At 60.4% G+C, this 23,036-nt stretch carries 23 protein-coding genes; 20 read left to right on the top strand and 3 right to left on the bottom strand.

The window, feature by feature from the left end; translation table 11 throughout:
• Window positions 1–4 precede the first annotated feature (4 nt).
• The 12 genes from recG (at window position 5) to ffh (ending at window position 12,815) form a co-directional block, all read left to right on the top strand.
• Complete coding sequence (gene recG / locus CSV91_RS02295; RefSeq protein WP_099431639.1) at window positions 5–2,182, top strand: ATP-dependent DNA helicase RecG; 2,178 nt, start codon at window positions 5–7, stop codon at window positions 2,180–2,182.
• Entirely contained in the window at window positions 2,179–2,808 is a 630-nt protein-coding gene (gene rsmD / locus CSV91_RS02300; RefSeq protein ID WP_099431640.1) for a 16S rRNA (guanine(966)-N(2))-methyltransferase RsmD, read from the top strand. Before recG ends, rsmD begins: the two co-directional genes overlap by 4 nt.
• Complete coding sequence (coaD, locus tag CSV91_RS02305; protein ID WP_099431641.1) at window positions 2,801–3,298, top strand: pantetheine-phosphate adenylyltransferase; 498 nt, start codon at window positions 2,801–2,803, stop codon at window positions 3,296–3,298. Before rsmD ends, coaD begins: the two co-directional genes overlap by 8 nt.
• Before the next feature lie 68 nt (window positions 3,299–3,366).
• Complete coding sequence (locus CSV91_RS02310) at window positions 3,367–3,864, top strand: ATP synthase subunit B family protein (RefSeq protein ID WP_022094019.1); 498 nt, start codon at window positions 3,367–3,369, stop codon at window positions 3,862–3,864.
• The gene (locus CSV91_RS02315) at window positions 3,864–4,418 is read left to right on the top strand and encodes a YceD family protein (protein WP_099431642.1); all 555 of its coding nucleotides are present in this window, start codon (window positions 3,864–3,866) and stop codon (window positions 4,416–4,418) included. The genes CSV91_RS02310 and CSV91_RS02315 overlap by 1 nt, the downstream gene beginning before the upstream one ends.
• A gap of 64 nt (window positions 4,419–4,482) precedes the next feature.
• Complete coding sequence (gene rpmF, locus CSV91_RS02320; RefSeq protein WP_022094017.1) at window positions 4,483–4,662, top strand: 50S ribosomal protein L32; 180 nt, start codon at window positions 4,483–4,485, stop codon at window positions 4,660–4,662.
• An 87-nt stretch (window positions 4,663–4,749) separates the two neighbouring features.
• Window positions 4,750–5,769 (top strand): phosphate acyltransferase PlsX, encoded by a 1,020-nt coding sequence (gene plsX / locus CSV91_RS02325; protein ID WP_099431643.1) that lies wholly within the window; start codon window positions 4,750–4,752, stop codon window positions 5,767–5,769.
• Window positions 5,770–5,893: 124 nt separating this feature from the next.
• Entirely contained in the window at window positions 5,894–6,136 is a 243-nt protein-coding gene (locus tag CSV91_RS02330; protein ID WP_022094015.1) for an acyl carrier protein, read from the top strand.
• A 3-nt stretch (window positions 6,137–6,139) separates the two neighbouring features.
• Window positions 6,140–6,865 carry a ribonuclease III gene (rnc, locus tag CSV91_RS02335; protein ID WP_099431644.1) on the top strand — a complete coding sequence of 242 codons (726 nt, stop codon included), beginning with the start codon at window positions 6,140–6,142 and terminating at the stop codon, window positions 6,863–6,865.
• Window positions 6,866–6,875: 10 nt separating this feature from the next.
• Window positions 6,876–10,412, top strand: coding sequence for a chromosome segregation protein SMC (smc, locus tag CSV91_RS02340; RefSeq protein WP_099431645.1), 3,537 nt, complete (start codon window positions 6,876–6,878; stop codon window positions 10,410–10,412).
• Window positions 10,412–11,329, top strand: a complete 918-nt coding sequence (gene ftsY, locus CSV91_RS02345) for a signal recognition particle-docking protein FtsY (RefSeq protein ID WP_099431646.1) — start codon at window positions 10,412–10,414, stop codon at window positions 11,327–11,329. The genes smc and ftsY overlap by 1 nt, the downstream gene beginning before the upstream one ends.
• A 10-nt stretch (window positions 11,330–11,339) precedes the next feature.
• Complete coding sequence (gene ffh, locus CSV91_RS02350) at window positions 11,340–12,815, top strand: signal recognition particle protein (protein ID WP_099431647.1); 1,476 nt, start codon at window positions 11,340–11,342, stop codon at window positions 12,813–12,815.
• 119 nt (window positions 12,816–12,934) lie between these two features.
• On the opposite strand, the gene CSV91_RS02355 is transcribed toward ffh, so the two are convergent.
• Complete coding sequence (locus CSV91_RS02355; RefSeq protein WP_099431648.1) at window positions 12,935–13,699, bottom strand: DUF134 domain-containing protein; 765 nt, start codon at window positions 13,697–13,699, stop codon at window positions 12,935–12,937.
• A 166-nt stretch (window positions 13,700–13,865) separates the two neighbouring features.
• On the opposite strand from CSV91_RS02355, the gene thyA reads away from it, so the two are divergent.
• The 4 genes from thyA to CSV91_RS02375 all read left to right on the top strand — a co-directional run bounded on the left by thyA (window position 13,866) and on the right by CSV91_RS02375 (window position 17,741).
• On the top strand, window positions 13,866–14,714 hold the full coding sequence (gene thyA, locus CSV91_RS02360) for a thymidylate synthase (protein WP_089571709.1): 849 nt from the start codon (window positions 13,866–13,868) through the stop codon (window positions 14,712–14,714).
• A gap of 9 nt (window positions 14,715–14,723) precedes the next feature.
• Window positions 14,724–15,242 (top strand): dihydrofolate reductase, encoded by a 519-nt coding sequence (locus CSV91_RS02365; RefSeq protein ID WP_099431649.1) that lies wholly within the window; start codon window positions 14,724–14,726, stop codon window positions 15,240–15,242.
• A gap of 109 nt (window positions 15,243–15,351) precedes the next feature.
• A complete protein-coding gene (locus CSV91_RS02370) occupies window positions 15,352–16,266 on the top strand; it encodes a TrmH family RNA methyltransferase (RefSeq protein WP_099431650.1) in 915 nt (304 codons plus the stop codon).
• Between the two features lie 125 nt (window positions 16,267–16,391).
• On the top strand, window positions 16,392–17,741 hold the full coding sequence (locus tag CSV91_RS02375; RefSeq protein ID WP_099431651.1) for an MATE family efflux transporter: 1,350 nt from the start codon (window positions 16,392–16,394) through the stop codon (window positions 17,739–17,741).
• An 85-nt stretch (window positions 17,742–17,826) separates the two neighbouring features.
• On the opposite strand, the gene CSV91_RS02380 is transcribed toward CSV91_RS02375, so the two are convergent.
• Window positions 17,827–18,312, bottom strand: coding sequence for a cob(I)yrinic acid a,c-diamide adenosyltransferase (locus tag CSV91_RS02380; RefSeq protein ID WP_099431652.1), 486 nt, complete (start codon window positions 18,310–18,312; stop codon window positions 17,827–17,829).
• Window positions 18,313–18,404: 92 nt separating this feature from the next.
• Between CSV91_RS02380 and ftsH the strand changes: the two genes are divergently transcribed.
• The 3 genes from ftsH (at window position 18,405) to CSV91_RS02400 (ending at window position 21,272) form a co-directional block, all read left to right on the top strand.
• Window positions 18,405–20,297, top strand: a complete 1,893-nt coding sequence (ftsH, locus tag CSV91_RS02385; RefSeq protein ID WP_172622430.1) for an ATP-dependent zinc metalloprotease FtsH — start codon at window positions 18,405–18,407, stop codon at window positions 20,295–20,297.
• Window positions 20,298–20,375: 78 nt separating this feature from the next.
• Complete coding sequence (locus CSV91_RS02390) at window positions 20,376–20,837, top strand: 2-thiouracil desulfurase family protein (RefSeq protein WP_099431654.1); 462 nt, start codon at window positions 20,376–20,378, stop codon at window positions 20,835–20,837.
• Between the two features lie 207 nt (window positions 20,838–21,044).
• Entirely contained in the window at window positions 21,045–21,272 is a 228-nt protein-coding gene (locus CSV91_RS02400) for an IS3 family transposase (RefSeq protein WP_369831449.1), read from the top strand.
• 115 nt (window positions 21,273–21,387) lie between these two features.
• Here CSV91_RS02400 and CSV91_RS02405 read toward each other — a convergent pair whose 3' ends face one another.
• On the bottom strand, window positions 21,388–21,990 hold the full coding sequence (locus CSV91_RS02405; protein ID WP_099431657.1) for a Type 1 glutamine amidotransferase-like domain-containing protein: 603 nt from the start codon (window positions 21,988–21,990) through the stop codon (window positions 21,388–21,390).
• Window positions 21,991–22,521: 531 nt separating this feature from the next.
• On the opposite strand from CSV91_RS02405, the gene CSV91_RS02410 reads away from it, so the two are divergent.
• The gene (locus tag CSV91_RS02410) at window positions 22,522–23,019 is read left to right on the top strand and encodes a helix-turn-helix domain-containing protein (protein WP_099431658.1); all 498 of its coding nucleotides are present in this window, start codon (window positions 22,522–22,524) and stop codon (window positions 23,017–23,019) included.
• Window positions 23,020–23,036 lie beyond the last annotated feature (17 nt).

The raw sequence follows: 23,036 nt of genomic DNA on the forward strand, positions 1-23,036 counted from the left end.
GCCCATGTCCGAGCTGTGCTCCGTGCCGCGCGTCTCGGAGCGCTTTGCCCAGAGCAATGCGCTCGACGAGGATATCGCGCGACTCAAATATGTTTCGGGTAAACGTGAGGAGGCCCTTCGCCGTCTGGGAATTCGGACGGTGGGGGACCTCCTTCTCCATATCCCGCATCGATATCTGGACTTCACCCGCTCATGGTCCATCGAGATGGCACCCATCGGCACCGTGTGCACCATCATTGCCACGGTCGATCGCATTGTTCAAAAGCAGCCTCGTCCGCGCATGCAGGTGACCGAGGTGTCGCTCGTGGATGACACGGGCGTGCTGCAGGTCGCCTTTTTCCGCCAGCCCTGGATTGCCCAGCAGCTTAAGCGGGGCGATCGCCTGGCCGTGATGGGCAAGGTCGAGTTTGCCTACGGTTTTAAGCAGATGGCCTCGCCCCACTTTGAAAAGCTCGAGGACGGGCGTGCCGCGGGTACCATTTTGCCGGTCCACTACGTGAGTGACGGCGTGAGTCAGGCATGGATGCGCCGTATCGTGAGCGGTGCGCTCGAAGTGGCTGCCAATCCGTTCGATCCCATTCCCGCGCCGCTGCGCGCAAAGCGGAAGCTCATGAGCAATGCCCGTGCGCTGCGCTCGATCCACTTTCCCTCGAGCATGGCCGAGCGTGACATCGCACGCCGTCGTCTTGCCTACGAGGAGTGTCTCTGCTTGCAGCTCGCACTGCGTCTGCGCAACGATGGCGGTATGGTCGACGTGGTGCCTTATGCGCATGCCGCGGGAGAGCATTTGACTGCGCTTAAACAGGCCCTGCCGTTTTCGCTGAGCGACGAGCAGGAGGGCGCGTTCCAAGACATCCTGCACGACATGTGCGATGGCGGTCGCGTGATGAACCGTCTGCTGCTGGGCGACGTCGGTACCGGCAAGACCGCCGTTGCCGCCTGCGCGTTGGCGGTTGCGGCCGATAGCGGCACCCAGGCGTGCGTTATGGCGCCCACGGGCGTGCTGGCGCGTCAATATGCTGATAAGACCGGCCCCTTGCTCTCGCAGGCTGGCGTGACCTGGGCGCTCTTGACGGGCGCCACGCCGGCGGCCGAGCGTGAACAGATTCATGCTCGACTCCAGTCTGGCGAGCTCGATGTGCTCTTTGGTACCCATGCGGTGCTTTCGGAGAACGTCACGTTCAAGCATTTGTCGCTTGTGGTGATCGACGAGCAGCACCGCTTTGGCGTGGGCCAGCGTAACGCTCTACGCGCAAAGGGCCCGGGTGCCGACTTGCTGGTCATGACTGCAACGCCGATTCCGCGCACGCTGGCGCTTTCGGTGTACGGCGACCTAGATACGAGCATCATCCGCCATCGTCCCGTTCCGGGTGCCGGCGTGACGACGCGCGTCCTCACCGAGTCGAGTCGTGACCTGGCCTATGGCGCCATTCGCGAGGCGCACGAAAAGGGACAACAAGCCTACGTGATCTGTCCGCTCGTGGAGCCGAGCGATTCGGCCGATGAGCTCGAAGACGTACCCGGCATTGCTCGCGACGACGAAGGCCGCGTGACCGTGCCCGTGCCGTTGCATGACACGGCGACCGAGCTCGATCGCCTTCGTCTGGCATTACCGGGGCTTACCATCGAGCGTCTTCATGGTCGCATGCCGTCGGGGGAGAAGGACCGGGTCATCGATGCCTTTAAGCGTGGCGAGATCGATGTGCTCGTCTCGACTACGGTGGTCGAGGTGGGCGTCGACGTGCCCAACGCCACCGTCATGGTCATCGAGAATGGCGAGCGCTTTGGGTTGGCGGCCTTGCACCAGCTGCGCGGGCGCGTGGGCCGCGGCAGCGTGTCGGGTACGTGCCTGGTCATGACGCACTCCAAGGGCAACGGCGGCGCGTCCGCGGCACAGGACCGCCTCCAGTCGCTCGAGAAGACCTCGGACGGCTTTACACTCGCCCAGATGGACCTGCGTCTGCGCCACGAGGGTGAAATCCTGGGTTACCGCCAGCATGGCGGCGTGACTTTGCGCTTTGTTGATCTCGATGCCGACGAGGAATTGATCGAGTGGGCCCATTTGGACGCGGTCGAGCTCTTGCGGTATGCTTGCAACCTTGACTCCGTGGCGACGCGTCCCTTGCGCGATGCGGTCGCCACGCGGTATCGGCACATCTTTAAGGAGGTCAGCGGAGGATGAGAATCATCGGCGGCGAATGGCGCGGTCGTAAGATCGAGGAGCCCCGTGGTCGCGATGTCACCCGCCCCACGACCGATCGCGTGCGCGAGGCGTGCGCATCTATGGTCATGTCGACATTCGACTTCGATCTGGACGAGGTCCGCGTGCTGGATGCCTTTGGCGGCTCCGGTGCCTTGGGCATTGAGATGCTCTCGCGTGGTGCCCGCTCGCTCACCACGTTCGAGATCGATCGCAACGCTGCTCGTCTGATTACCAAGAATATCGAGTCGCTCTGCCGTGACCGTGCGCGTTGGCGTGTGGTGGGCGGCGACGTGCTGGCAAGCGCTTCGCGCGGCCGCGTGCCGGGCGGTCCCTTTGACCTGGTCCTGCTCGACCCGCCCTATGCTTTTGGCGCTGAGCCGGTCGAGGAGCTGCTACAAAATCTAGCTCAGCAAGGCTTGCTGGTACCGGGTGCCTATGCGCTCTTCGAGCACGCTGCCGCCGATGCGGGTGCGCATCCGGCAGGCTTTGAGATCGTGCGTGAGAAACGCTACGGAATAACTTCGGTCGACCTGCTTCGTTGGCTTGGTAACGGCGAGGATGATGGCAACGATAGCGACGCACCCACGGAGGATGCTCATGAGTGACACCATTAACCGCGTAATCGTCCCAGGCACCTTCGATCCCATCACGTTTGGCCACATCGACGTGATTCGCCGTGCCCGCCGCATCTTTCCCAGCGTGATCGTGGCCGTTGCCGAGTCGCAGGGAAAAAACGGCGTCGGCACCACCTTTATGCTCGATGAGCGCGTGGCGCTGGCCCGTGAGGCGCTCGGTGATATTGACGGCGTCGAGGTGCTACCCTTCACCGGCCTCTTGGTCGATTTTGCCCGCGAACAGGGAGCAGGAGCCGTGGTCAAGGGTCTGCGTGCTATGACCGACTTTGAGTACGAGCTGCAGCAGGCCGACCTCAACTACCGCTTGGATAACGAGCTGGAGTCCATCTTTGTCATGAGTGCGCCGCAGTACGGCTATATCTCGAGCTCGGTGGTTCGCCAGATTGCCTCGCTCGGTAGCGACGTCTCTAATTTTGTTCCGCCCAATGTGGTCAAGGCGCTCAAACATCGCTTTTCGTGACGTTTTTTAATGCCTGGTGGCATGTGGTAAACTAACACGATGATATGTTACCTATGAAAGGAGACCGGATGCCGGGCGAGAATTTTCCTGGCGACAGGATCGTGAGTCTTGTCGACGAGCTCGAGGGGCTCATCGAAGAGGCTAAGACGCCGTTCGGCAAGAATGCCCAGATGAAGGTTATCGACGCCGACGTCTTCTTTAACATCCTCGACGAGATCCGCATGAGCTATCCCGAGGAATGGCAGAAGTCCCGCCGTATTCTCAAGGAGCGCGAGGAGCTTATGGCCTCCGCCGCCGCTCAGGCCGATTCCATTATCGCCGATGCTCAGCAGCAGGCCCTCACCATTGCCGGTGAGCAGGAGATCGTCCGCTTAGCGCAGCAGCAGGCCGACGATATCCGCGACCGTGCCCAGCAGTATGAACGCGAGACGCGCTATGCCGCCGAGGACTACGCCGAGCAGGTCTTTACGCACCTCGAGGAAAACCTCAAGAGCCTGACCGGTACGGTGACCCGTTGCCGTCAGCAGCTTAACGAGGGTGCCGCCCAGCAGAATGGTCAGTGGTAATGGCTGAGTTCCCGAGCGTTACCGTCGATCTTTCCGAGCAGCTCGAGTTTCCCGGAGACTCGTATCCGCTGACTGGCAAGGTCGATGTCGCCACCTATACGGTGGGCGAGAAGGAGTACCAGCTGCAGGACGGCATCGACTACGACGTGGTCTTTACCAATGCCGGCACCGGTGTTCTGCTTACGGGTATGGTCCGCGCTCACGCAACCGGTGAGTGCGACCGTTGCCTTGAGTCCGCTTCGTTTGATATTGCCGGTGAGATTGAGGAATTCTATCTCTTTAACGAGCCCGAGGACCCCGAGGCCTACGAAGACGGCTACGAGTTGCTGGGCGAGGATCGCATCGTCGATCTGGGTGAGCCCATTAACGACGCGGTCGTCATGGATACGCCGTTCGTTGTCCTGTGCAAGCCCGATTGTCGCGGCCTATGTCCCACGTGCGGCATCAATCTCAACGTCGAGCAATGCGATTGCGCCGCCCAGGCAGAGGCCGAATGGGCTGCTGCCACGGAAAATCCATTTGCAGCATTGAAGAATCTCGAGCTTGACGAGTAAAACTGTGGTAGTATTGCTACTTGCGCGTAATCGCCACACTGGATAGTTCATAAGGAAGGTCACTATGCCCGTACCTAAACAAAAGCAGGGTCGTATCCGCACTCACACCCGTCGTTCCGCCAACATGAAGATCTCGGCTGCGGCTCAGTCCACGTGCCCCCGTTGCGGTGCTGTCAAGCTTCCGCACCACGTGTGCCCCAGCTGCGGTTTCTACAAGGACCGCGAGGTTATCGTTACCGAGTAACTGTATTCTCTGGATGCGATGCCGTTCCAACTGGAACCACAATGGCCGGCTCAATGAGTCGGCCATTTTTGTATAAGGAGTATGTATATGAGTAACGTTCGCGTTTGTGTAGACGTTGTGGGTGGAGACGAGAAGCCACAGGTTGTCCTCGATGGTATTGAGGCTGCCCTGGCAGCTGATCAGGATATTGAGGTCCTGGCTGCCGGTCCCGCCGAAATCGTCAATCCCTTTGCCGCCTCCCATTCGCGCGTCGAGGCCTTGGAGGCGCCCGATATTATCGCCATGGATGACGATCCCATTCGAGCCGTGATGACCAAGCGCAAGTCCTCGATCGTGCTTGCCTGCCGCGCTATTAAGAAGGGTAACGCGGACGCGTTCTTCTCTGCCGGCTCCACCGGCGCCATGACCGCTGCCGCCACCGCCTACGTGACGCCATTTAGGTATCAGGCCGATGGCAAGAAGCAGCCGGTGCGTCCGTGCCTCACCAATGCGCTGCCCAACCGCGCCGGCGGCCTGACGGTCCTGTGCGACATGGGCGCCAACCCCGATGTCGAGGTCGACGACATGGTGCGTTTTGCCCAGATGGGTAGCGCCTATGCGCGCGTCGTCTTGGGCATTGAGCATCCTCGCGTCGGTCTGCTCGGCAACGGCACCGAGGATGAGAAGGGTTCCAACTTTACCAAGGCGTGCTTCCCTGCCATGAAGGCCGCCGTTCCCGGCTTTGTGGGCAACTGCGAGGGCACCGATCTTACGTCGGGCAATTTTGACGTCGTCGTTGCCGATGGCATGTCGGGAAACATTGCCCTTAAGGCAACTGAGGGCGCTGCCAAGTTCTTGCTGCAGGAGCTCAAGGGCGCCTTTATGGCTTCGCTCGGCACCAAGATCGCCGCACTGCTCATCAAAAAGCAGATGCGCGAGATCAAGGCAAAGCTCTCGGGCGATGCTAAGGGCGGCGCCATTCTGCTGGGCCTGCGTGGCGTGGTCCTGATCGGCCACGGTGCCACCTCGGTCGAGGCCGTCAAAAACGGTACGCTCGCCGCGGCGGAGGCCGTGCGCGCCGGGCTTGTCGAGAACGTCGCCAACTCTATGGACGGCATCGTTTTGTAGGAGCGAGTTAGGGCGCTGTTATGTGCCTCGCGGCCTTCGTCGTGGGGTAGAATCAAAACCGTGTCTTGGCGTTGCGCTTGCGGCGCCAGCGCGTTGATGTTCACACAATACGAGAGGAAGCGCTATGGACCGCTCCGAAATCTTCGATAAGATCGCCGAAATCGCCGCCGATGTGCTGGGTGTCGACGTTGCCGATATAAGCGACGAGACCACCTTCGACGATCTCGATGCCGATTCGCTCGAGCGTCTGCAGCTGGTGACGGCCATCGAGGACGAGTTCGACCTCGAGATCGACGACGAGACCCTGCTGTCGCTCAATTCTGTCGCCGACGCCGTCGACGCGATCGAAAACGCCAAGGAGGCCTAGATCTTGGCATTGTCTGAACGACTCGCGCGCGCCCAGGAAATCCTGGGCCACGAGTTCAATAACAAGGTGCTGCTGCGCGCGGCGCTCACGCACCCCTCTGCCGTGGAAGGTCAGCCCGTCTCGGCGAGCTATGAGCGCCTTGAGTTTTTGGGCGATTCCATTTTGGGCGCCGTGGTTGCCCGCTCGCTCTTTGAGTCCTATCCGGAGTTTGACGAGGGCAAGCTTACGCGCCTGAAGGTGTCGCTCGTCTCGGGTGCCACGCTGTCCGAGGTGTCCCATGAGCTGGGCATCGACGACATCATCATCTTTGGTGCCTCCGAGACCGGCACGGGCGCGCGCGGCCTGCATTCGGCGCTCGAGAACGTCTACGAGTCGCTCGTGGGCGCCCTGTACCTGGATGCCGGCTGGGACGTTGCGGCAGAGTTCATCCACCGCACGCTTAAGCCCCATTTGGCCTCCGAGCGCGCCGAGCATCCTGCGAACCCCAAGTCGTTTTTGCAGGAGTGCGTGCAGGCCGACGGCCACGAGCCTCCGGCGTACAAGCTCGTTGGCTCTGAGGGCCCGGCGCACGCACCGACCTTTACCGCCGTGGTGCTCATCGACGGTATCCGCCAGGGCCGCGGCACCGGTTCCTCCAAGAAGGAAGCAGAGGGAGCTGCCGCGCTCGAGGCGCTCGACCGCATGGGCTACACCACCAACGGCGTGATTCTGAACAAGAAGCCTGTTTAAGCGAGGAACCGTGTATCTCAAGTCCCTCACGCTCAAAGGGTTTAAGTCGTTTGCCGACCGCGCCCATATGACGTTTGAGCCGGGCCTGACCGTCATCGTCGGTCCCAACGGCTCGGGAAAATCGAACATATCCGACTCGATTCTGTGGGTCCTGGGTGAGCAGAGCGCCAAGCAGCTGCGCGGCCAGGCCATGGAAGACGTCATCTTCTCGGGCTCGTCGGCGCGTAAACCGGTGGGTGTGGCCGAGGTCACGCTGGTGCTCGACAACTCGGACCATATGCTTCCCGTCGACTTTGACGAGGTGGCTATCACCCGCCGTATGTATCGCTCGGGCGAGAGTGAGTACCTCATCAACTCGAGCCCGTGCCGCCTGATGGACATCCAGGACATTCTGCACGATTCGGGACTGGGCAAGGATACGCATTCCATTATCAGCCAGGGCAAGCTCGATGCCATTTTGCAGAGCCGCCCCGAGGAGCGCCGCGCCCTCATTGAGGAGGCCGCCGGCATCTCCAAGCACAAGCGTCGCAAGGAGCGTGCGCTCAAAAAGATCAAGTCGATGGACGAGCACCTGACGCGTGCCCGCGACATCAACAAGGAAATCGCCCGTCAGCTGCGACCGCTGGAGCGTCAGGTCGATCGCGCGCGCAAGTACAAAGAGCTGTCCTCGCGCGCGAACGAGCTTACGCAGATACTGGCCGTCGACGAGCTGCGTTCGCTTCAAGCGCAGTGGAACGACTTGGAGAGCCGCTCTAAGGAGGGCGCCGCCGAGCTGGAGCTCGCGCAGTACCGCCTGGGTGAGAAAGAGCGCGAGCTCGAGAAGCTCCAGGTCATGCTCGAAGAAAAGGGCCTGTTTGTGGGCGACTTGGGCGAGCAGCGCCGCCATATGCAAGATGTGGTCGGTCGCATTAACTCCGACATGCGTCTGCTCGAGGAAAAGGGCCATAACATGGTGTCGCGCCTGTCCGACATGCGCGGCCAGATTTCGAGCTCCGAGCATCAGCGCCGTCGCGTGGTCGAGGAGCTCGAGGATGCGCGTGCCCAGCTTGAGGAAGTGACCGGTGCGCATATGCAGGCCCAGGAGGACGTTGACGCCGCCGGTCCTGCCGCCGCCGAGCTCCACGAGCGTCGCGTTGCGCTCGACAATCAGATTTCGCAGCTTACGCGCGAGCAGCGCGATGTGCAGCGCGTTGCCGATGATGCTGCGCTCGAGCTCGCCAAGGTAAAGGATTCGCTTTCCAATGCCGAGGTCGAGGACAACATGTACGCCTCGCGCCTGGAGCAGATCGATGAGCAGCTCGAGGAGGTCACGGCATCGCTTGATAGCCGTCGCGACCGTGCTGAGGAGCTTGAGAGCGCCCTTGAGGCGGCTCGTCAGGCCCAGATTGATGCGCGCGAGGCCACCGAGACGGCGCGCGCTGCCCTCAAGGACCTGCGTGCCCGCGAGAGCGAGGCGCGCAACAAGCTGTCTGAGGTTCGCTCGGAGCTTGCCAGCCAAAAGAAACTCGATGCCCGCATGGCTGATAGCTCACCGCTCGTAAGCCGTCTGGTGGGCGCGCTGGGCGACGATGTTTCGGGCCGTCTGGGCGAAGTGCTCGAGGCACCGCGTGAGCTCGAGGGCTTGGTCGAGCAGCTGCTTGCCGGCGATATTGATGCTCTTTTGTTTGATGACGCCGCTACGCTTGAGCGCGCCGGTCGCGCTGCCCTGGATCAGAAGAAGGCCTCGGGCGAGGCGCTGCTGGTGGCGCGCGGCGTGAGTGGCTCTGCGGCCGCCGAGGGTGCCGCCGGTACCCGTCTTGTTGGCCGCCTGTCCGTGCGCGCCGGTTATGGTCCGGTTGTCGAGGCACTGCTCGGCGGCTATTACGTGGTCGATGATTTGGCCACCGCGCTGGCCGCGCCCGTCGTTGACGGTGTGACCTACGTGACGCCCGATGGTGCCCGCGTGAGCTGTGGCGGCCTGGTTCGCGTGGGGCTTGATGCCGGCGAGGCTTCGGGTGCCTTGGAGCGTAAACGTCGTATCCGCGAGCTGGAAGGCCTGGAGCCCGATCTCGCTGCCGTGTTTGAGCATGTTTCGGATCAGGTCGTCGAGGCCAATACTGTCGTTGAGGAGGCCCATGCTGCCGAGGGCGATGCTGCCGGCGAGATTGCCCGCCTTGAGGGCGAGCGTCGCTCCCTGCTGTCCGAGATCGGCCGCCTGGAGCAGAGTGCCAACAATGCCGAGGTCGAGCGGGTACGGATTTCCAAGCGCCGCGAGCAGGCTGCCGAGGCCGTACGTGCCGCACGTCCGCGCGTGGATGAACTTACCCGTTCACGTGACGAGGCCCGTGCGCAGGCGAGTGACTTGGGCTTGCAGATTGCCGAGGCCAACGACGATCTCGATCGCGTTCGGCGCGATGACTCCGAGGCCGCCGGTAAGCTCGCCGACGCTAAGGTGCGCCTGGCGCAGACGAGCGAGCGCCTGCGTTCGCTGAAGGGCCGCGTGCCCGATCTTGAGCATCGCCTTGAGGGTATCGACCGTCGTATCCGCGGGACGCGTCAGGCCTCACGCTCGCTCGAGCTGCTGCGCCTTCGCGTCGATCCCATGCATGAGCGCTATTCTGCCCTGTTGGAGCGCGCCTCGGACTGGGCTGCGCGCCTGCGCGATCAGGCATCGCTTGAGGAGGCGGACTCGGCTTCGCTTAAGAAGACCATCGAGGACGCCAAGACCGAGGTCGCCCGCGCCAAAGAGAGGGTCGATGTTGCCGCCACGACGCAAAATGAGTTCAAGGTGGCGCGCGGCAAGCTCGAGGTGCAGGTCGAGGCTGCCATCAAGGCCATCACCGCCGACGGTACTACGGTGCTCGAGGAAGCGCTCATGCTGCCGGCGCCCACCGATCGCGATGCCGCCGAGCGCGAGCTCAACCAGCTTGTTCGTCAAATCAACAACTTGGGTCCTGTGAACCAGGTTGCCATGGAAGAGTACGAGCAGCTCAAGCGCCGCGCCGATTACATCGAGGAACAGCTGGCCGATCTGGAGAGCGCGCGCAAGGCGCTTACCAAGATCACCGTGGCGATCGATCGCAAGATGCGCAAGGCGTTCCTAGTGACGTTTGAGAAGGTTGATGCGAACTTCCGCGAGATCTTTGCCATGCTCTTCCCAGGCGGTCAGGCTCACCTTGAGATGACCGATCCCGAGCATCCGGCCGAGACGGGCATTGAGGTCGTGGCGCAGCCGCGCGGCAAGCGTATCACCAAGATGATGCTCATGTCGGGTGGCGAGAAGAGCCTGACGGCGCTTGCCCTGCTCTTTGCCGTATACCGTACGCGCACGGTGCCGTTCTATGTTCTGGACGAGGTCGAGGCTGCGCTCGACGACGCCAACCTGTCCAAGCTCATCGGCGCCCTCGATGTGCTGCGTTCCGATACGCAGCTCTTGGTAATCTCGCATCAGCGCCGTACTATGGAGGATGCTGACGTTCTCTACGGCGTCTCGATGCAAGCCGACGGCGTCAGTCGCGTCGTCTCGCAAAAACTCGATCGCGAAACCGGAAAGGTCGTGAATGCATAATGGGATTCTTTGACGCACTCTCGCGCGGACTCGAGCGCAGCCGCGAGGCCCTCAACGAGGTCTTCTACTTTGGCGGCGAGGTCGACGAGGATTTTTGGGAGGATCTTGAGGACACGCTCGTCATGGGTGACATGGGTGCCGAGGTCGCTATTCAGGTTTCCGATGACCTGCGCGACGCCGCGGCCAAGAAGAACCTCAAGACCGCCCCGCAGCTTCGCCGCGCCCTGGCCGAGCAGCTCGAGGGCCATTTTGTGCCTGTTAAGCGCGATCCGTTTTCCGATACGCCGAGCTGCGTGCTGTTTGTGGGCATTAACGGTGCCGGCAAGACCACCACGGTCGGCAAGATTGCGAGCGCCATGGCCGCCCGCGGCAAGAACGTGGTGATCGGTTCGGCCGACACCTTCCGCGCCGCCGCCATCGAGCAGCTCGATGTGTGGGGCCAGCGCGCCGGCGTCCTCGTCATTAAGCGTGACCGCGGCTCCGATCCGGCGAGCGTGTGCTATGACGTGCTCGACGAGGCCGATAAGCGCGGCAGCGACCTCGTGCTCATTGATACCGCCGGCCGTCTGCACACGAGCCCCGAGCTCATGCGCGAGCTCGCCAAGGTGGTCAACGTGACGCGTAAGCGCGCCGCCAATATGGCCGCCGGCCCCATGCCCGTCTCGGTCGTGCTTGTGATCGATGCCGCCACTGGTCAGAACGGTCTGAACCAGGCGCTCGAGTTTAACGAGGCGCTGGGCCTGGACGGTATTATCATGACTAAGCTCGACGGCACGGCTAAGGGCGGTATCGCCATGGCCGTGGCCGAGAAGCTCAAGCTCCCGATCCTGCGCATCGGCGTGGGCGAGCAGGTCGATGACCTGCAGGAGTTTAACGCCAAAGATTTCTGCCGCGCCCTGGTGGGCGAGTCCAACTAAGGAGTGACTAGTGTTTGATTCTCTGAGCGATCGCCTCAACGACACATTTGACCGCCTGCGCGGCAAGGGTAAGCTGACCGAGGCCGATATTACTTCGGCCATGCGCGACATTCGCATGGCGCTGCTCGAGGCCGACGTTAACTTTAAGGTCGTCAAGGAGTTCGTTGCCAAGACCAAGGAGCGCTGCATGACCGCCGAGGTCATGGAGTCGCTGTCGCCGGCGCAAAACGTCGTCAAGATCGTGCTCGACGAGCTCACCGAGATGCTCGGCTCAACCGAGAGCAAACTCGTCTTTAGCAACCGCATTCCCAATGTCATCATGCTCGTGGGCCTGCAGGGCTCCGGTAAGACCACGGCGGCCGTGAAACTGGCCTACCTGCTCAAGAAGCAGGGCCGCTCGCCGCTGCTCGCCGCGTGCGACGTCTACCGTCCCGCCGCTGCCGACCAGCTGGCCACGCTCGGTGGCGAGATCGGCGTGCCGGTCTTCCGCGGTGACGGAGCGCACCCGATCGACATCGCAAAGGGCGCCATCCAGGAGGCCGTCGACCACCTGCGTGACGTGGTCATCGTCGATACCGCCGGTCGTCTGCAGATCGACGAGCAGATGATGCAGGAGGCCGTCGACATCAAGAAGGCCGTCAAGCCCGACCAGGTGCTGATGGTCGTCGATGCCATGACCGGCCAGGATATCGTCAACGTCGTCTCGACCTTCGCCGAGCGCACCGACTTTGACGGCGTGATCATCTCCAAGCTCGACGGCGACGCCCGTGGCGGTGGCGCACTTTCGGTGCGCCAGGTGACCGGTAAGCCCATCAAGTTTGTGAGCATGGGCGAGAAACCCGACTCGCTTGAGCCGTTTTACCCGGACCGCATGGCCAAGCGCATCTTGGGCATGGGCGATGTCGTCGGCATCATCGAGAAGGCCCAGGAGGCAGCCGATGCAGAGCAGCTCGAGGCTGCCGAGCGCATGTTGCGCGAGGGCTTTACCATGAACGATATGCTCGACCAGATGAAAGCCGTCAAGAAGATGGGCGGCATGAAAGGTATCCTGGGCATGCTCCCCGGTGGTCAGCGTGCACTAAACCAGATGGGCGGCAACCTGGACGAGGGCATCTTCGATAAGAACGAGGCCATCATCATGTCGATGACCAAGGAGGAGCGCCTGCGTCCCTCCATCATCAACGGCCAGCGCCGCGCCCGCATTGCCAAGGGAGCCGGCGTAACCCCCACCGAGGTCAACAGCCTTATGAAGCAGTGGGGCGAGATGAATAAGATGATGGGCCGCATGCGCACGATGGCCAATCAGGCACAGGCCGGCGGCAAAAAGGGCAAAAAGGGCAAGAAGGGCAAGAAGATGCGCATGCCCAATATCCCTGGCTTGGACGCTATGGGTCTGGGCGGCATGGGCGGCCTGGGTACGGGCGGTCCCAAGTCCGATATGGAGCTGCTGCGCCAGATGGAAGCGCAGATGCGTAATAAGAAATAGAGCTGTAATTCCAGCTTGATATGGCAAAGGCCACTCGGAAGCTACCGGGTGGCCTTTGTTGTTGGCTTTGATTGTTGGGTTGCGTTCAGCGTCGCGCCCCGAGGTCGCGTGTCGTGCCGTTAGTGGCAGCTGCAACCCTCGTGACCCTCGTGCTCGTGATGGCCGTGGCAGCCGCAGGAATCGCCATGCTCGTGGGTGTGCTCGTGGTCGTGGCCGTGGCAACCGCACGTGGCCTCGCCGTTCTGTGCGAGCGTGCCGGCGATAAGGGCCTCGACGCAAGCGTCGCAGCTGCCCTGGGCACCTGCGTATACCGTGATGCCGGCTTGGGCAAGCGCGTTGATAGCGCCACCGCCGATGCCGCCGCAGATGAGCGTGTCCACGCCGCCGTTGGCGAGCAGGCCCGCAAGTGCGCCGTGGCCGGTACCGCCGGTGCCCACGACCTGCTCGTTGAGTACCTTGCCGTCCTGAATGTCGTAGATCTTGAACTGCTCGCTGCGGCCAAAGTGCATAAAGATGTTGCCGTTGCCGTACGTGGTTGCCACCCTCATGGTGTCGATCTCCTTTGCTGGCCATACGGCCGTTGCCGTGGTAATGGGGGAGTACACGATATTGCCGCCTTCGATGATGAGCGCCCGACCATTGACCAACGCGTTTGCCACCTTGCGATGCGCTCGGCTGCAAATAGCTGCCACCGTGGCACGGGCAATGCCCATGTGCTGGGCGACGGCCTCCTGATTGAGGCCTTCCAGGTCGCACAGGCGCAGCACCTCGAGCTCGTCGACCGTCATATCGATGGCGTCTCCGCTGGCAAGGCCGTCGGGGGTGAAGCCGCGGTATTCGGGGATGATCCCGACGCGGCGCAGTTTCTCGCGTCTTCCTGCCATGTGTCCTCCTTATCTGACATATGTCAACAATAGAATAGCGAACGCGCTGATTTGCGCAAGGAATTTCTGGCATATGCCAGAAAATGAGGGCTTATGTTTGGGCTGTGGGGCCGCATGTGCCTGGGCTACAATGAATCTCGCTTATAGGCGACTGACAGGAGGGTCAATGAGCAAGGCTGATCAGCAGTTTGTGGCCATGTGCCGCGATATTCTGGACCATGGCACCACCACCGAGGGACAAAAGGTCCGACCGGTGTGGGAGGACGGCACCCCTGCCTATACCATTAAAAACTTTGGCGTTACGGCTCGCTACGACCTGCGCGAGGAGTTTCCCGCGCTTACCCTGCGCCGCACGGCGCTTAAGTCTGCGATGGACGAGATCCTGTGGATCTATCAAAAGAAGTCCAATAACGTCCATGACCTCAACAGCCATATTTGGGATGAGTGGGCCGACGAGACTGGCTCCATCGGCAAGGCCTACGGGTATCAGATTGGGCAGAAGAGCCATTATGCCGAGGGTGACTTTGACCAGATGGATCGCGTTCTGTACGACCTTAAAAACACGCCGTACAGCCGCCGCATTATGACGAACACCTATGTGTTTAGTGACCTGTCCGAGATGCACCTGTATCCGTGTGCCTACAGCGTGACGTATAACGTGACGCAGCGCCCGCAGGATGACAAGCCGACGCTCAACATGATTCTCAACCAGCGTAGCCAGGACATTTTGGCCGCGAACAACTGGAACGTGTGCCAGTACGCCATTTTGCTGATGATGGTTGCGCAGTCGGTCGATATGATTCCCGGCGAGTTGTTGCATGTAATCGCCGATGCCCACATTTACGACCGTCATGTCGATATCGTCCGCGAGCTTATCGAGCGTCCGCAGTTTGCTGCGCCTAAGGTAACGCTTAACCCCGATGTACATGACTTCTATGCGTTTACGACCGATGATCTGATCGTCGAGGGCTATGAGCACGGCCCACAGGTCAAGAACATCCCCATTGCGGTGTAGGTGACGCGCATGACGTGTAAGCTTTCCGCCATTGTCGCCGTGTGTGATGATTGGGGCATTGGGTGCGAGGGCGACATGGTGGTGTCCAACCGTGCCGACATGCGTCATTTTGTGGCGTGCACCAAAGGCTGCCCGGTCATTATGGGACGCAAGACGCTGCTGAGTTTCCCCGGCGGGCGTCCGCTCAAGAACCGTCGTAATATCGTGCTCACGCGCGATGAGGACTTTGCTCCCGAGGGCGTCGACGTGGTGCATAGCGTCGACGAAGCGCTCGCCGCGGTATCCGATGAGCCCGTTGCGTGGGTGATCGGTGGCGGCGAGGTGTATCGGCAGTTTTTGCCGTATTGCGCCGAGGCCGAGGTTACGCATGACCATTGCGTGCATGCCGTGGATACGTACTTTCCCGATCTGGATGCCGATCCCGCGTGGGAGATTGCGCGGCGTGACGGTGTTGCCACGATTGCCTCGGGCGAGGGCGACGAGGGTGTCGATTATGAGTTCGTGACGTATCGTCGCGTTGAGGCGTAAATCGTCTGGCGTGAACGGTATCATCGGTTTGTTTGAATGCATGGGGCGGCGCTTAGCGTCGCCTCGTTTGGTATAGATGTGCTGTAAAGAAGGGTGCGGGCTGGCTGCTATGACTGATGCCGTTGAGGTGCTGCGAATCGATTCGCTCGAGGACGAGCGGCTCGATGCCTACGTGCGACTGACCGAGCGCGAGCTACGATGCGTGCTGGAGCCGCAAAAGGGTATCTTTATCGCCGAGAGTGCCAAGGTCATCGAGCGCGCGGTTCGCGCCGGATACGAGCCGGTGAGCTTTCTTTTGGGCGAGCGCTGGCTCGATCAGATGATCCCGCTGTTTGAGCGCCTGGTTGTGCGCGAGGGCGCGGGTCCGGTTCCTGTGTTCGTGGCCTCCATGGAGCTCATGGAGCAGCTGACGGGTTTTAACGTGACGCGCGGTGCGCTCGCGGCATTCCGTCGCCCGCGACAGATTCCGGTTGATGAGTTCTTGGGCGGCGTCGTCGAGGCGGCGGGGGAGCGCCCGGTGCGCGTGTGCGTGCTCGAGGGCATTGTCGACCACACCAACGTCGGCGCGATTTTCCGCTCGGCGGCTGCGCTGAACATCGATGGCATTTTGGTGAGCCCCACTTGCTGCGATCCGCTGTACCGTCGCTCGGCCCGCGTGAGCATGGGCACGGTGTTCCAGGTGCCCTGGACACGCATTGGCAGCGAGGCGCGCGTATGGCCGCATGATGGGCTGGCGGCGCTGCACGATGCCGGCTTTTCGTGTGCCGCCATGGCGTTGACGGATGATTCAGTGTCGCTGGACGATCCCGTGCTGCAGGAGATTGACCGCTTGGCAATCTTTATGGGCACCGAGGGTGCTGGCTTGGGCGCCAAGACCATTGCAGGCTGCGACCGCGCCGTGCGTATTCCGATGGCGCATGGGGTCGATTCGCTCAACGTGGCCGCGGCAAGTGCTGTCGCCTTTTGGCAGCTGTGCCCGCATGTGAGCAACGAGTACCACTACCAGCCGGGGCTGTATCACTAGGCAATTATTTCGCACTGGGCTCTGGTTCGGGGCGTTTCGGCCGATCCCGGGCGGTGCTAAGCTGGTATTGGCTTTGGTCTTAAATTGCCGTTTTGTTGTTTGATGTACGCTGTTGGGGAGGGCGTGTGGCTAAGAAATCTACGGCTATCGATGTGACGCAGGGTGTCATTTGGCAGCAGCTGCTTTCGCTGTGCGTCCCTATCTTCTTTAGTTCGTTTTTTCAGCAGGCTTACACGCTTATCGGTACCTATATCGTCGGTCAGTTTGGCGGCAAGCTCGCGCTGGGTGGCATTCAGGCCACGATGGTGCTTACGGAGCTCTGCATCGGCTTTTGTGTCGGCGTCGGTGCCGGCTGCGCGGTCATTACGGGCCAGTTTTTTGGCCAGCACGATGACGAACGCCTGAGCCGATCGGTCCATACGGCCATGACGCTCGCACTGGCGGGCGGCATTGTCATTTCCATTCTGGGCATGGTGTTTGTCGAGCCGATGCTTGTGTTGATGAATACGCCGCATGAGCTGCTGGCCGAGGGTGTGGCGTATGCCCGTTGCTACTTTGCTGCCATGTTTGCAGCGCTGCTGCTCAATATGGGGACGGCGCTGTTGCGCGCCGTGGGCGACACGCGTGGTCCGGCGGTTATTATTGCCTCCGGCTGCTTCGTCAATGTGGCGCTTGACATTCTCTTTGTCGCCATGCTGCACATGGAAGCGCTGGGCTGCGGCATCGCGGTGGCGCTGACTATCTGCACCAATGCCACGATGATTGTGATCCGCATGATGCGCGCTCCGGGGGCGTGGCGGTTGTCGCTATCCAAGCTCGGTATCGATCGCAGCATTTGCAAGAGCATGCTTTCGTGCGGCTTGCCGCTGGGCGTTCAGTCTGCGGCGTATTCGATCTCCAACGTTTTGATTCAGGTGTCGGTCAACTCGTTTGGAGCCGATGTCACGACCGCTTGGGGCCTTTCTGGCCGCCTGGACGGCATTATCTGGATGGTGACCGAGGCGCTTGGTGTGTCGATCACCACGTTCTCGGCGCAGAACTTTGGTGCGCGCAATTACGATCGCATGCGAAAGGGATATCACACGTCGCTCGTGCTTTCTTTTGTGCTTATCGGTGGCCTGTCTGCCGTGCTGCTGGTGTTTTCGGGCCCGCTTTCGCGTCTGTTTATCGACGATGCCGCAATTTCGGCCTACACCACGACGATTCTTCATTTCATCGCGCCGTTCTACGCGATCTTCTCGATTATCGAAAATGCGTCCGGCTCCATCCGCGGCGCCGGCGTGAGCTTCCAGCCTATGATCCTCACGATCTTCGGCACGGTCGTGCTCCGCGTGGCGTGGGTGTTCGCGATTATGCCGCTCGACCCCTCGCTCGAGCATCTGCTGCTGGTCTACCCCGTAACCTGGGTAATCACCGCCACGATGTTCACCGTCTACCATCACAGCGGCAACTGGCTAGGCCGCGCCACTGCCTAATGATCCCTGGGGGACGGAGGAAAACGGATCATTGCTCTTCGTCGTGATGTCGATGACCCGTTTTCCTCCGTCCCCTTCTGATTAATTAGTATTCGATGCCTTGGCGGGCTAGGAGGCCTTCGTCGAAGTAGTGTTTGATGGGGCGCATTTCGGTTACTAGGTCGGCAAGGTCGGCGAGGGGCAGCAATCCGCGGCCGGTGAGCACGAGCTCCGTGGTGGTCGGTTTCATCGCAATCAGCGCTTCGACATCTTCGCGCGTCACAAAGCCCCGTCGCATGGCTTCTCCCAGCTCATCCAAGATCAGCACGTCGACCTGGCAAATCTGCTCGCGCGCCAGCTCCATGATCTGTGCGGCACAGGCTTCGGGCGTATCGCGGTCGGCTTGTACGATGCGTAGCCTCAATCGAGGTGCTGCGTCATGTTCGGCGCAGTGCAGCTTCTTGGCAAACTGAAGCATGAGCACGTTAAGTCCATAGCCCGTGGCGCGCAGCGCGAGCCCCAGCGCAGCCGTCGTCTTGCCCTTGCCGTCGCCCGTATAGATTTGAACCTTGCCGACTTCCAGTGATGCCATCTCTGTCCTTTCGTGCCCGGCGTCGGTTTATCGCCGTTCGGGTTGGGTATTCTAGATAGCATTATCAACCCCAGTAGATGGAGTTCAAGCAGATGGAGATGGATGACAACAAACGTAGACGGAATATGATCCTCTACGTGCTCATCGCCTTCGTCGTCTACCTCGTGCTCTCGACCGTTCTGTTCCCCAACATCGGTCACACGCAGCAGATTACGAAGACCGATTACTCGGCGTTTGTCAAAGCGCTCGATAAGAAGAGTGTCGACAAGGTCGAATACAACACGGACGATTACACGATTTATTACACCAAGAAGGGCGAGGACGAGAACATCGCCTACAAGACGACCGGTGTGCCGAATGACGCGGGCTTTACCGATCGCGTGCTTGAATCTGGCGCCTCGCTTGAGTCGGTCGTTCCCGATAAGAACTCGGGTCTGATGACCTACTACCTGCTCACCCTCATTCTTCCCATGGCGATTTTCTTCTTGATCGGCTGGTGGCTCAACCGCCGCATGAAGAAGGCCATGGGTGATGACGGTCCGTCGATGAACTTTGGCGGCGGCGGTTTTGGCGGCGGTGGACTGGGCAAGTCCGGCGCGCGCGTGATCGCCTCCAAGGACGTGGGCGTGACCTTTAAGGATGTCGCCGGCCAGGAAGAGGCCAAGGAGTCCCTCAAGGAGGTCGTCGACTTTCTGGAGAAGCCGCAGCGCTACGAGGAGATCGGCGCCAAACTGCCACGCGGTGCCCTCCTTGTCGGCCCTCCGGGTACCGGTAAGACCCTGCTTGCCAAGGCTGTTGCCGGCGAGGCGGGCGTGCCGTTCTTTAGTATTTCTGGTTCTGAGTTCGTTGAGATGTTCGTCGGCCGTGGCGCCGCTAAGGTTCGCGATCTGTTTAAGCAGGCCAAAGAAAAGGCCCCGTGCATCGTCTTTATCGATGAGATCGATACCATCGGCAAAAAGCGTGACGGCGGCGGCTTTAGTGGCAACGACGAGCGCGAGCAGACGCTCAACCAGCTGCTGACCGAGATGGACGGCTTTGATAACCACAAGGGTATTGTCGTTCTCGCTGCTACCAACCGCCCCGACAGCCTTGACCCGGCCCTGCTGCGCCCCGGTCGTTTTGACCGCCGCATCCCCGTCGAGTTGCCCGATCTGACCGGCCGTAAGAACATTCTTGAGTTGCATGCCAAGAGCGTGAAGACGCAGCCGCCGATCGACCTGACCGCGATTGCCCGCGCCACGCCCGGTGCCTCGGGCGCCGACCTGGCCAATATCATCAACGAGGGCGCCCTGCGTGCCGTCCGCGAGGGTCGCAAGCGCGCCACGCAGGACGATTTTGAGGAGTCGGTGGAGGTCGTCATCGCCGGTCAGCAGCGCAAGTCCACGGTGCTGTCCGATCACGAGAAGCAGGTTGTTTCGTACCACGAGATCGGCCATGCCATTGTTGCTGCCCGCCAGAAGGGCTCTGCGCCGGTCACGAAGATTACCATCGTGCCGCGCACGAGCGGCGCTCTGGGCTACACCATGCAGGTCGAGGAGGACGAGCGCTTCCTGACCACGCGCCAGGAGGTGCTGGACAAGCTCGCCGTCTACTGCGGCGGACGTGCTGCCGAGGAGCTCATCTTTGGTGAGATGACGACCGGTGCGGCCAACGACATCGAGCAGGCCACCAAGCTCGCCCGTAACATGGTGACGCGCTTTGGTATGTCCGATGAGTTTGGCATGATGGCGCTCGGTACCGTCCAGAACGCGTACCTCAACCAGGACACGTCGCTTACCTGCGCTCCCGGTACGGCGGAGCGTGTGGACGCGATTGTCGCCAAGCTGATTGAGGATGCGCACGATCGTGCCCTGCAGATCCTCAAGGAGAACAAGTTTAAGCTCCACGAGCTGGCTCGTTATCTGTACAAGAAGGAGACGATCACGGGCGAGGAGTTTATGAATCTTCTCACGCGCGAGAATCCGCTGATGCCAAAGCAGCAGTAACACTAGTTGCGCTGTGTCAATCGCCCCATTTGAGTGTCCATCTCAAATGGGGCGATTTTGCGTGAGGAGAGTTGTTATATGAAGATCGTGGTAAGTGCCTGCTTGATGGGCGAGAGCTGCAAGTATAACGGGCTCGATAACTACCATCGCGAGCTGGTCGAGGCGTGCGAACGCACAGGGACCGAGGTCCTGTTGGTATGCCCCGAGGTTTTTGGCGGCCTTCCCACACCGCGCAAGCCGTCCGAGATTGTGAGCGGCGAGGTCCGTACCTGCGAGGGCGTCTCAGTCGATCGCGAGTTTCGCCTGGGTGCCCAACGTGCGCTCGATATGTGTGAGCAGGCAGGCGGCCCGTCCGAGATCGCTGCGTGCGTCTTGCGGGATCGTAGCCCCTCGTGCGGTGCGGGTCGCGTCTACGATGGCACCTTTAGCGGTACGCTCACCGTGGGCAACGGTATTTTTGTCGACCTGCTGCTGCGCCACGGGTACCGTGTGATTCCGGCTAGCGAGTTCGATCCCAGCATGCTGGAACATTGTCCATAGCACTCGAACCCAACACTTCCTCACGGGTGACCGTTTTGGCATCATCCGTGTACTTGATATTGAGTACGACCCGGTCATCAAAGACGTAGACCGAGTTGACAGGCGCCGTACCCAGGCAGCCCCTCCCCGCGGCCCTCGCGCAGGAACGCGCACACGGCCTTCCCGTCTCTTGCGCCTCTCCCGGAACTGTCCACATCAGTGTAGCCAATCCAGTCCGCCAAGGGCTGCAGCCCAGACAACGCGGCGATGGAGGGCTTCTTCGGCCTGCTCAAGAAGGAGTTCTGGCACGGCAGGGACTGGTCGGACTGGACCCCCGCCCGCTTCATCGAGGAGCTCGGGGGCTGGATCGGTCGATACAATACGGAGAGGCGCAGCGATGCGCTCGGTGGCCGCACGCCGGCCGAGTTCCGCTCCGCGCTGGGAAGGGCCGCGTAACGGTCCAAGAAATCGTCCGCAGTCCCCATTCTTGCCCCTTTGGGACAGCTTCTTGTTGGGGCGTGCCTGCCCCAAACCCTGCTAGGAACGAGTACAGCAAACTGGAATTTTCAAATTAGTCTTTGCAAATTACCTTTGAACCTTCACCATCAATTACAATTCCCTGACGGTTGTTAATTGGGCATAGATCCAAATCCGAAAACTCAGTCATTATTTTCTCGGTAACTTTTTTAAATGGTGCTGTAAGATAATGCGGAAGAACATAGAAATCAATCAAATTAAGCCCTGCATCATCTTCTTGTGAGTAGTCCTCCGGCTTTTCATCCATTTGCTCGATATATTGGATGCTTGGAGCGCATACAATCGCACCTGCCGATTCACCAATCATCAGTTTTCCCTTTGCCAATTCTTTCTTCAACAGCTCATCCGTTCCCGTTTTACGGAGCTGGTCTATAAGGAAAAAAGAATTTCCGCCGGTAAAATAGATCACATCCACATCTTCAAAAAGAGACTGTATCGTTGAATAAGCCTCCGTTGAAATATCAATTTCAGTTTCGATTGCTCCCAACTTTTTGAATAATTTTCGAGCCGAGCCGACATAACCGGTGTAGCCTTCACGCAGCGAAGCTGTTGGAATAAATGCGACTTTTTTATTTTCAATTTCTTCCTTTATCAGACTTCCTACACTTGAAAAGTGAGAACATAAAAAAAGTTTCATCAATATTCTCCTTTATATATAAATTCTAATTTGTTGAACTAAGCCGTGTATAGCATACTCTCCAATGAAAGAACGCCCTGATAGAGCGAAATTTTACCGTTTTCCTGCGTGCGTGCGTACACACTCCACAGGAATTCTAAGGGGCCTGCCCCGTTAGCACACGGACTTTGGAACAAAGGCTAGTGTGTTACGCCTTGCCAGAGGTGTACAGGCTCCCGGTATGCACGTACGAAGCAATTGCCATCAATGCGCCATATAAGTGGCGATCAAGTTCGCATAAAGCGACCTTGATCCCGCAAAACAAAAGGCAGGATACCATCTCCACGATGATGCCCTACCTCTGTTCGTTCCTGTTTACCGTTCCGAGTATTCCTTCCGCAGAATTTCCGATAAACAAAAACGCACCCGAACCCTTTCTCGTAAAGAATCGGGTTCGAGTACGAACTGAATGCTGGAGCAATAAAAAATCACCACAAAGGTGCCTGTGAACTGCCTCCCATTTCTTGGACATCGGGAAATGGGAGGTTTTCCATGAGTATAGACCTCAGGGTGAAGCACGACCTGGAGTCCAGGAGGCGGGCCGTCGAGCTCTTCGACGCCGGCGTCGGCTGCAAACCGGCGGCCGAGGCCCTGTCCGTCCCCCGCGAGACCGTGAGAGAATGGCAGTGGGTATACCGGGCGTTCGGAAGCGAGGCGCTGCTGTCCATGGGCGGGAAACAATCCAGGTACACATTCGAGCAGAGGGTCGCCGCGGCATCGGCCGTGGTCGACGGCGGGATGGCGAAGACCGACGCCATGGCCGAGTTCGGGATCAGGTCGAAGTCCCCGCTGGAGCGCTGGTGCAGGCTCTACCGCGAGGGCGGCGCCGAGGCGCTGCGGCCCGGACCGAAGGGCAGGCCGAGGGGGTCGAGGTCGAAACCCCGGGCCCGCACCCGCGAGCAGGAGCTCGAGGAGCGCTGCCGCAGGCTCGAGGCCGAGGTCGCCTACCTAAAAAAATTGCGCGCCCTGGTCGAGCGGGACGGGCTCTGACCAGGGCGGCGGCCGAG

It is taken from the genome of Collinsella aerofaciens (assembly GCF_002736145.1).
Classification (GTDB): domain Bacteria; phylum Actinomycetota; class Coriobacteriia; order Coriobacteriales; family Coriobacteriaceae; genus Collinsella; species Collinsella aerofaciens_A.

Coding starts and splice junctions, on each gene's coding strand:
- recG (WP_099431639.1), top strand. CDS start 5: ATGTCCGAGCTGTGCTCCGTGCCGCGCGTCTCGGAGCGCTTTGCCCAG.
- rsmD (WP_099431640.1), top strand. CDS start 2,179: ATGAGAATCATCGGCGGCGAATGGCGCGGTCGTAAGATCGAGGAGCCC.
- coaD (WP_099431641.1), top strand. CDS start 2,801: ATGAGTGACACCATTAACCGCGTAATCGTCCCAGGCACCTTCGATCCC.
- CSV91_RS02310 (WP_022094019.1), top strand. CDS start 3,367: ATGCCGGGCGAGAATTTTCCTGGCGACAGGATCGTGAGTCTTGTCGAC.
- CSV91_RS02315 (WP_099431642.1), top strand. CDS start 3,864: ATGGCTGAGTTCCCGAGCGTTACCGTCGATCTTTCCGAGCAGCTCGAG.
- rpmF (WP_022094017.1), top strand. CDS start 4,483: ATGCCCGTACCTAAACAAAAGCAGGGTCGTATCCGCACTCACACCCGT.
- plsX (WP_099431643.1), top strand. CDS start 4,750: ATGAGTAACGTTCGCGTTTGTGTAGACGTTGTGGGTGGAGACGAGAAG.
- CSV91_RS02330 (WP_022094015.1), top strand. CDS start 5,894: ATGGACCGCTCCGAAATCTTCGATAAGATCGCCGAAATCGCCGCCGAT.
- ftsY (WP_099431646.1), top strand. CDS start 10,412: ATGGGATTCTTTGACGCACTCTCGCGCGGACTCGAGCGCAGCCGCGAG.
- CSV91_RS02355 (WP_099431648.1), bottom strand. CDS start 13,699: ATGGCAGGAAGACGCGAGAAACTGCGCCGCGTCGGGATCATCCCCGAA.
- thyA (WP_089571709.1), top strand. CDS start 13,866: ATGAGCAAGGCTGATCAGCAGTTTGTGGCCATGTGCCGCGATATTCTG.
- CSV91_RS02365 (WP_099431649.1), top strand. CDS start 14,724: ATGACGTGTAAGCTTTCCGCCATTGTCGCCGTGTGTGATGATTGGGGC.
- CSV91_RS02370 (WP_099431650.1), top strand. CDS start 15,352: ATGACTGATGCCGTTGAGGTGCTGCGAATCGATTCGCTCGAGGACGAG.
- CSV91_RS02380 (WP_099431652.1), bottom strand. CDS start 18,312: ATGGCATCACTGGAAGTCGGCAAGGTTCAAATCTATACGGGCGACGGC.
- ftsH (WP_172622430.1), top strand. CDS start 18,405: ATGGAGATGGATGACAACAAACGTAGACGGAATATGATCCTCTACGTG.
- CSV91_RS02390 (WP_099431654.1), top strand. CDS start 20,376: ATGAAGATCGTGGTAAGTGCCTGCTTGATGGGCGAGAGCTGCAAGTAT.
- CSV91_RS02405 (WP_099431657.1), bottom strand. CDS start 21,990: ATGAAACTTTTTTTATGTTCTCACTTTTCAAGTGTAGGAAGTCTGATA.
- CSV91_RS02410 (WP_099431658.1), top strand. CDS start 22,522: ATGAGTATAGACCTCAGGGTGAAGCACGACCTGGAGTCCAGGAGGCGG.